This window comes from Sphaerisporangium sp. NPDC051017 (assembly GCF_040683095.1).
Classification (GTDB): domain Bacteria; phylum Actinomycetota; class Actinomycetes; order Streptosporangiales; family Streptosporangiaceae; genus Sphaerisporangium.
In genome coordinates this window covers 1-6,740 of sequence record NZ_JBFBCI010000122.1, presented here as the reverse complement: position 1 = coordinate 6,740, position 6,740 = coordinate 1, and the positions used below count along the sequence as shown (strand labels likewise).

8 protein-coding genes and 1 pseudogene are annotated in these 6,740 nt (G+C 64.3%); 6 read left to right on the top strand and 3 right to left on the bottom strand.

Annotated features, from left to right (window positions below; all coding sequences use genetic code 11):
* Together AB0M95_RS40435 and AB0M95_RS40430 are read left to right on the top strand one after the other, a co-directional pair.
* Positions 1 to 828, top strand: an 828-nt coding sequence (locus AB0M95_RS40435; protein WP_363776928.1) for a hypothetical protein, incomplete at its 5' end; no start/stop codon positions are given.
* Between the two features lie 143 nt (positions 829 to 971).
* A complete protein-coding gene (locus AB0M95_RS40430; RefSeq protein ID WP_363776925.1) occupies positions 972 to 2,558 on the top strand; it encodes a PEP/pyruvate-binding domain-containing protein in 1,587 nt (528 codons plus the stop codon).
* Here the strand turns inward: AB0M95_RS40430 and AB0M95_RS40425 are convergent.
* Complete coding sequence (locus AB0M95_RS40425; RefSeq protein WP_363776922.1) at positions 2,533 to 3,579, bottom strand: phosphotransferase; 1,047 nt, start codon at positions 3,577 to 3,579, stop codon at positions 2,533 to 2,535. The genes AB0M95_RS40430 and AB0M95_RS40425 overlap by 26 nt on opposite strands.
* A 141-nt stretch (positions 3,580 to 3,720) precedes the next feature.
* Between AB0M95_RS40425 and AB0M95_RS40420 the strand changes: the two genes are divergently transcribed.
* The 4 genes from AB0M95_RS40420 to AB0M95_RS40405 are packed head-to-tail and all read left to right on the top strand — an operon-like array spanning position 3,721 to position 5,128.
* A complete protein-coding gene (locus tag AB0M95_RS40420; RefSeq protein WP_363776919.1) occupies positions 3,721 to 3,915 on the top strand; it encodes a hypothetical protein in 195 nt (64 codons plus the stop codon).
* Complete coding sequence (locus AB0M95_RS40415) at positions 3,916 to 4,437, top strand: hypothetical protein (protein ID WP_363776916.1); 522 nt, start codon at positions 3,916 to 3,918, stop codon at positions 4,435 to 4,437.
* The gene (locus AB0M95_RS40410; RefSeq protein ID WP_363776913.1) at positions 4,434 to 4,868 is read left to right on the top strand and encodes a hypothetical protein; all 435 of its coding nucleotides are present in this window, start codon (positions 4,434 to 4,436) and stop codon (positions 4,866 to 4,868) included. Before AB0M95_RS40415 ends, AB0M95_RS40410 begins: the two co-directional genes overlap by 4 nt.
* Positions 4,865 to 5,128: a hypothetical protein gene (locus tag AB0M95_RS40405; RefSeq protein WP_363776910.1), complete on the top strand. Its 264-nt coding sequence runs from the start codon at positions 4,865 to 4,867 to the stop codon at positions 5,126 to 5,128. Before AB0M95_RS40410 ends, AB0M95_RS40405 begins: the two co-directional genes overlap by 4 nt.
* A gap of 101 nt (positions 5,129 to 5,229) precedes the next feature.
* Here AB0M95_RS40405 and AB0M95_RS40400 read toward each other — a convergent pair whose 3' ends face one another.
* Together AB0M95_RS40400 and AB0M95_RS40395 are read right to left on the bottom strand one after the other, a co-directional pair.
* Positions 5,230 to 5,853, bottom strand: coding sequence for a hypothetical protein (locus tag AB0M95_RS40400; RefSeq protein WP_363776907.1), 624 nt, complete (start codon positions 5,851 to 5,853; stop codon positions 5,230 to 5,232).
* 18 nt (positions 5,854 to 5,871) lie between these two features.
* Positions 5,872 to 6,657, bottom strand: a pseudogene (locus tag AB0M95_RS40395) (DNRLRE domain-containing protein); the annotation flags it as partial.
* Between the last annotated feature and the right edge of the window lie 83 nt (positions 6,658 to 6,740).

The window sequence follows — 6,740 nt, the reverse complement described above, 5'->3', positions numbered from 1 at the left end:
TATCGCGGCTTTGATCTGGAGAGACCCATGGAGCCCGTCTGGAACGGCCTGCTCACCTGCGACTACGAACGGACACGGCCCGAGGCCACCCCGCTCGAGTGGGACGTCTACACCACCTCGCTGATCACCTGGCCGAAGGTGCTGATGGACGATCCCCGGCCGTACGGGCGGCTCCGCCGCCCCGGCATCGTCGACATCGACCAAAGCGACCACGAGCACCTCACCAGCCTCTGGCACGCCCGCCTCGCCGACCCCGAGTTCGTCCGCGAGCTGATTGCCCAGACCCGGCACGACCGGGACACCGCCCACGACGCCCTGGACGCATGCTCAAGCGGGGGTGACAGCGTAGACAGGTCCACGTTGAACGCGTCCATGGCTAGAGCCACCACAGCCTTTCTACGCGTCAGCTCCACTCACATCGTCAACTGGCTCCTGCCCGAGGAGCACTGGGAGAACCTCCTGACTGAGCTTCTCGGCACCACACCCCAGGCCGTCAGATGCTTATCCGCTCTGCAGCTACCTGACGAGCCCGGCCATATCCTCGCCGCCGCGGCCGGCCCGGATGCCGAGGTCGCGGCAAACAGTCGCGAGCGGGCACGCAGAACCCGGCAGGCGTGGCGGCTCGCCGCGTTCGCGGCGTCGGGGGACCGGCGCTGCCTGGCCGAGGTTCAGGCCTTGACCGCGATCCTGTCCTGGGCTGCTGGCAGCGAAGAGCGACGCAACGAACTGCGCACCCGCTTCCTTGCCACCGCCACCGCCTGGTGCCGGTCCACCGGCCGCTCGGTGGAACACGTCACCACCCAAGACCTGCTGGGAGCGGCCGCATGAACACACTCACCCCCCTCGCCGCCGCCACCAACCCAGCTGTCCATGGGGGCAAGGCCGTCCAGTTGGCCCGCCTCGCCGCCGCCGGACTCCCCGTCCCTCAAGCGGTGGTACTCCCACTCGACGTCCCCGATACCGAGCTCTCCGTGGCCGCTCACGAAATCGTGGCATGGACGAGGGGAACACCCGCACCGTACGGGCTGGTCATCCGCTCCTCCGCGCCGACCGAAGACGGGCCGCAGGCCAGCTTCGCCGGGCTGTTCACCTCATGCTTCGCCACGGCCGACCCGGACGCGATCCACTCCGCGATCATGACCGTTCGTGCCTCGGCTGACTCAGCCGCTCTCCACGCCTACGCCCGCGAACTCCGCGTGACCACCGGCCCCACATCGAATCTGGCCGTCATCATCCAGCCGGCGATCCGCCCCTGCTGTGCTGGAGTACTCATCAGCCAGTTCCCCACCGGCAGCAGTTGGGCCACTTGGCAAATCGAAGCCGTCCGCGGCCTGGCTGACCCTCTGACCAGCGGCCGATCCGCCGGAGAACTCCATTCGCCACACCTTTCGCCGATCGCCGCGATGCAGACCGACATTGTCCTCCCCGCCTACCCAGCCGACCTTCTGCTCCCTCCCGGTGAGTGGGTTCCCCTGGCCGACCACATGGGCCGATCGGCGCACGCCAAGATCCGAACGTCGCAGGACGGGCTTCTCACGGTGATCCGGCCGCCCGAATGGCACACCCTTCCGATCCTGTCCCCCTCCGACCGCGACCGGCTCCTCGAACTCGCCGCCAGCGCAGCAGCCGCGATCGGTGTCGCCCCTGAAACCGGCGGTGTTGATCTCGAATGGGCGATCAGTCCGGACGGAGCCCTCCACCTGCTACAGGCCAGACCGTTGACCCGCGCGATTCCCTCGCCGAGCGTCATCCCGAAACACACCCGGGCCGGGCTCGGCAACGGCTGCTGGCAGGGCATTCCCGCATGCCCCGGTATAGCCACCGGCCCCAGCCTCAACCTCGCCCCCGGGCGGACCCCATCGCCTTTCGGGGTATCCGTCGCCGGTGCGATCGTGATCTGCGGCAACCTCGGCCCCGACGCCGCCGCCGCGCTGCTCCTGCGGCCAGCAGCACTCGCCGCCACCACCGGAGGGCCGCTCTCTCACGCCGCCATCGTGGCGCGGGAACTCGGCGTCCCCTGTGTCACCGGGCTCCCCCGAGAGTTGCTTTCGCTGCCAGACCGCACCCCGCTCACCGTTGACGGTCTATCGGGGACCGTACGCATCCACCACCCTGATGATGACCGTGCCCCCACCTTCCCGGTCGGTCTCGGGACCAGCGTGTCATCCAACGTCAATCTGCACCTTCTCGAGAACGCGGCGGTGCTCATCTGGCCCGAAAACATTACAGACCCAGCTGACGATGGACGGGCGGCCACCTTGATCCTCATCAATCACGACATCGATCCTGGCGACCAAGTGAGCGGCGTCACCGACTCTCCTGTCCCTGTGGGATTCCTCGCCCTCGGCGACACCCCAATGCCGACGCTCCCTGACCCATATGACGAACTCGCCCTCCCCGGGCTTGGCTTGCTGGCCTGGCCCCGAGACGGAGGGCCTCTTCCTTCCAGGCTCGTGGTGCTTGATGCGACCGTCCCGATCTGGTCCCGACCACTTGGGGAGGCAGCGTGCTCGAGTCCGGAGGACGGGCCCCCTACACCCCGGAAAAGGCCCGCCTGACCTCTTCCCGATGGCTGATCCACCACTCCAAAGCGAGTTCTCCAGGCGGGAACAACCCAGCAATTCGCTCACTGGGCTCTGCCCGCAGATAACGGAACTCCGCCGGCCACACGTCGGTGAGCCGCTTCCATAACAGCCGGGACAGCGCGTCGGACAGGGCTGCCCGCTCTACCGCGACTACGCTTCGGTACGCAGCCACGAAAACTGCGATCCTGTTCAAGTCCAGGACGCCCACCTCGCTGCCGAATAATGCCTGCCCGGCTTTCACGACCTCATCAGCGTAGGTACTGACTCGCATCCTGTCCCAGTCCAGGACCGCCACCACCCGCTCTCCCCGAAACAGCAGGTTCCGATGATTGAGATCGCCGTGAACCCAGCCCGCCGGACCTGCCGCTCTACTGGAAGGCCGAAGATGACCATGCAGGTCTAGTAGCTCCAAACGACGCCGCAGAAGTGAAAGAACGAGCAGGTCATAGGGTATCGGCTCAGCCAGCGATTTGATGGCCCGCTCGACGCGCTTGATCGACTCCACAGTCTGCTCTTTGTCGTTGGCCCTCGTAGCTACGACGGAGGAGGCAGGCGGGAAACCGTATCCGCAGGGAAGCTGCGCCAAAGCCTGATGGATCTCGCCGACTAGCCGGCCAAGGCGCGCAACTGCGGAGAACGATAGGTCGCATCCCGTCCGATGAAAGCCATCGACCCACGAGACCAGGCAGTACGCTCGGCCGTCCACTTCGACGACGGTATCCCCCGCTGACGAGCGGAGCGGCACACACACGGGAACCGAGCGCTCCGCCACAAACGATAGCGCAGCGTGGATATTCCGGGCCATGGCGGCTGAAATATCCAGAATCCGCTTCAAGACGTACCGGTCCCGGTCTGCGGTGATCTCCCAGTTCCGGTTCATCCAACCGTCAGTCAGATATCTGCACACCGAGGCAGACCTAAGCCTAAACGCCCTCGCTAGAATCGGAAGATCGGCGGAGAGATCCGCGATACCCACACCATCCTCACTGCTCATAATCATAAGGCTGGCATCAAACCGAGATCCGCAACATGCACAGGAAGGAGTGAATTGCCTATGAAGGCGAGCGAGGGGATCCGGAATGTCGGTTAGTTCGAGAGCCACTCGGTGATTCCTGATGTTGTTGCGTTGCTGATCATGAAGGCTGGCGGTGCTGGTCGCGGTGACTCGCCAGGGTTTGGGCGGCCGGCGGCGCGGCAACGGATCGAGGCCAACCTGTCCACGCTGCCCGCCTCGCTGGCCTCCTGGCCGTGCACCCAGGACATCGCCCGCTACCAAGCCGGGGACACCGCGTCGATGTGCGAGGCCTGCCGCACGATCGGGGAGCTGTAGATGGCGACCGTCCCGGCCCCGCGAACCTGGGTCGTCGGCGAAGTCGTCACCGCGGCCAGGCTCAACGCCGACATCCGTGACGCGCTCAACTTCCTCCTGGCCCCGCCGCTGTTCATCCTCGGCCACTCGGTCGCCCAGCCGACCCCGAACAACGCGAACTACAACCTGCTGTTCGACACCGAGATGGTCGACCGCGACAACGGGCACAGCACGGTCTCCAACACCAGCCGGTACACCAGCCAGACCGCCGGGTACTACGCGCTGTCGACCAACGTCGTATGGGTGACCAACGGCACCGGCCTTCGGCAGGCCTTCTTCCTCGTCAACGGGACGACGGCCGCCGGGTGGACGTCCATTCAGGCCGGCGCCTCCGGCTCGATGGGCATCAGTCTCAGCCGACGCCCCTACCTGGCTGTCGGGGACTTCGTCGAGGTGCAGACCTTCCAGACCTCTGGGGCCGCACTGAACACCCAGACCGCCAACGGCGGTATCTCCTTCGAGGGCCAGTGGAGCAGCAAGTGACCGGCGCCGGGCGGCGCCTGGTCCGGCGACTGCCCGCTTGGATGCGTCGGCAACCGATCGAGGTCATGGTGTGCCTGGTCGGCATCCCCACCGGGCTGCTGTCGCTGGCCGGGCTGGCGACCTCCCGCGCGCTGGACCAGGTGCTGCCCTGGTGGGTCACCAAGTTGTGGGCCCTGTGCCTGATCGCCGGGTGCGCGGCCTGGCTTGGCGGCCTGACCTCCGCGCGCGAGGTCGACGGCCGCATGGTCCTGTGGCGCCTGCCCCTGCTCCTGCTCGGCCTTCGGCTGCTGAGCACCGCCGCAGCAGTGTACGGGGTGGCCATCGTCGTCACCGCGGGCTGGGCCGGGGTGCTGGCGTCCTGGCCGCTATGGGTGGTAGCCCTCGGCACCACCGTACGGCGGCTGGACCTGGCCGACCGCGTGCGGCGATGAACTCCGAGATCGTCACGCTCATCGGCAGCGTGCTGTCGGCCTTGCTCGGCGGCGGCCTTGTCGGCGGCCTGCTCGCCTACCGGCGCGATCGACGCCAGGAGCGGCAGGCCGAGGCCACCGCCGACGACGTCAGCGTCCAGAACTGGAACGCCCGACTCCTAGCACGCATCGCCGAGCTGGAGCGCGAACTCGACGCCGAGCGCCACCTGCGGCGCGTACTCGAGGACCGGGTGGCCCGCCTGGAGCGCGGAGCCTCCTGATACCACCGACCGGCTCTTACGTGACCTTCGGGTCCTCCGCGTAGCCGACGGTTTCGGTTTTCGCTCGCGAATGAGGTGATCATCTGTGACCAGAGCGACCTCTACTTCAAGATGGTAACTTCGTTAAGTTCGGTCTCGTCTTTGACAAAAATTCGCCTTTGGCGCCAGCTGTCAATATGGGTGCTTATTTGGTCAACGAGGGCATAATTTAAGCCAATCGCGCCATCTAGGTAGTCATCATGGAAGATCGACACTCGAAGTGCGGGCCTGTATCCATCAAGGCGAAACACGGCGTCGGTGTAATGGTGAGAAGATAGCTCAACTCGCAAAAGTTCGCCGGACCAGGTTCGGCCATAAACAGTCCATGGATCGACACCGTATGCGATCTGCTTCAGGATCCACGCGTGCTTATGAAGGCTCGAATCCCTGGATGACGGAATTCCCATGGTCCCATCGTCAGGAGGAGCCGGCTTGGCGGGGATTCCCTTCGCGAGCAGGACCTCGCGAAGGGAATCCCGATGCCAGGCGCTATAGGTAACCGGGATGTCGACGGCGCCGTAACCTACGCGTTTCACCGTAAGCATAGGCGATTCAGATGAGAGCCTGATGCAAGTGAAAGCGATCCCGATATCCGCATTGGCACGCTGCACGGCAGCGGCTTCATATAGAAACCGGAGGGCTCTTTCTACTTCGGACTCATTTTCGGCTCCGCCGTCGACCCTCATCGTTACCTCGTTACGAATCTATTTTTCTGGTATTATCGGTAGGATCGGGCTCGTCCAGTCTCCCCCTACCCAGTGTGGGCAGATCGTCTGGCCTTCACAGTACGCGGTGACCACGCCGAAGGTGTCACTGTATTTCGCCGACTCCACGTTGAAGTCTACGATAGTCCTAGCGTCCTTCTGGGCGACCGAACTGCATTCCTTGTCCCACAACAGGCCGCGGCATTCGAACTTATATGCCGTGGCGAGATAATGATACCTCGTCATGATGAATTTGTCTGGTACGCGTCCGCGAAGCGGATGCTGGGTCATCTTGTACACGGCGGGCGAGGTCAGGTGATGTTTCTGCCTGATCTTTGTGTCGCCAAAGCCCGTATCGCTAGCCCGGTCGTAAAATCCCTTCCGGTAGTTGATGGTTTTGAAATAGATATCGGGCCAGTGTGCCAGCACATTATAAGCATCTGTGGGTGGGGGAACCATGAGCCCAGCGGAGCCAGTGCCACTCGTCCTAGCCAGCGCACTGTCGATATAGGTAACTTTCAGCGTCGGCTTATGGCCTGGAGTAGCGGTCTCAGCCGACTCATAACCTCTATCATACGTCGGCGCGGATGCGGACTCATCAACTCCCCTCAGCAGGAAGCCAAAGTTACTCGCGCCGGTAGCCCATGCCTGAGCCATACCTGTAACTGACCAGGTCCACATGGCAGGAATCTGGGGTACACCGTTTCCGCATCCAGCAGGGTCCTTAGCGACCGTCTCCCCGATATTCGTAGTGGAAGGCTGATTGCTCCACCTTGTCGACGACGGGTGAAAACTGACCCTGTGGCGACGGCCGAAAACTGACCCCCTTCAGTTCACTCTGGAGGGTGATCAAGGTGGAGGACTGGGCG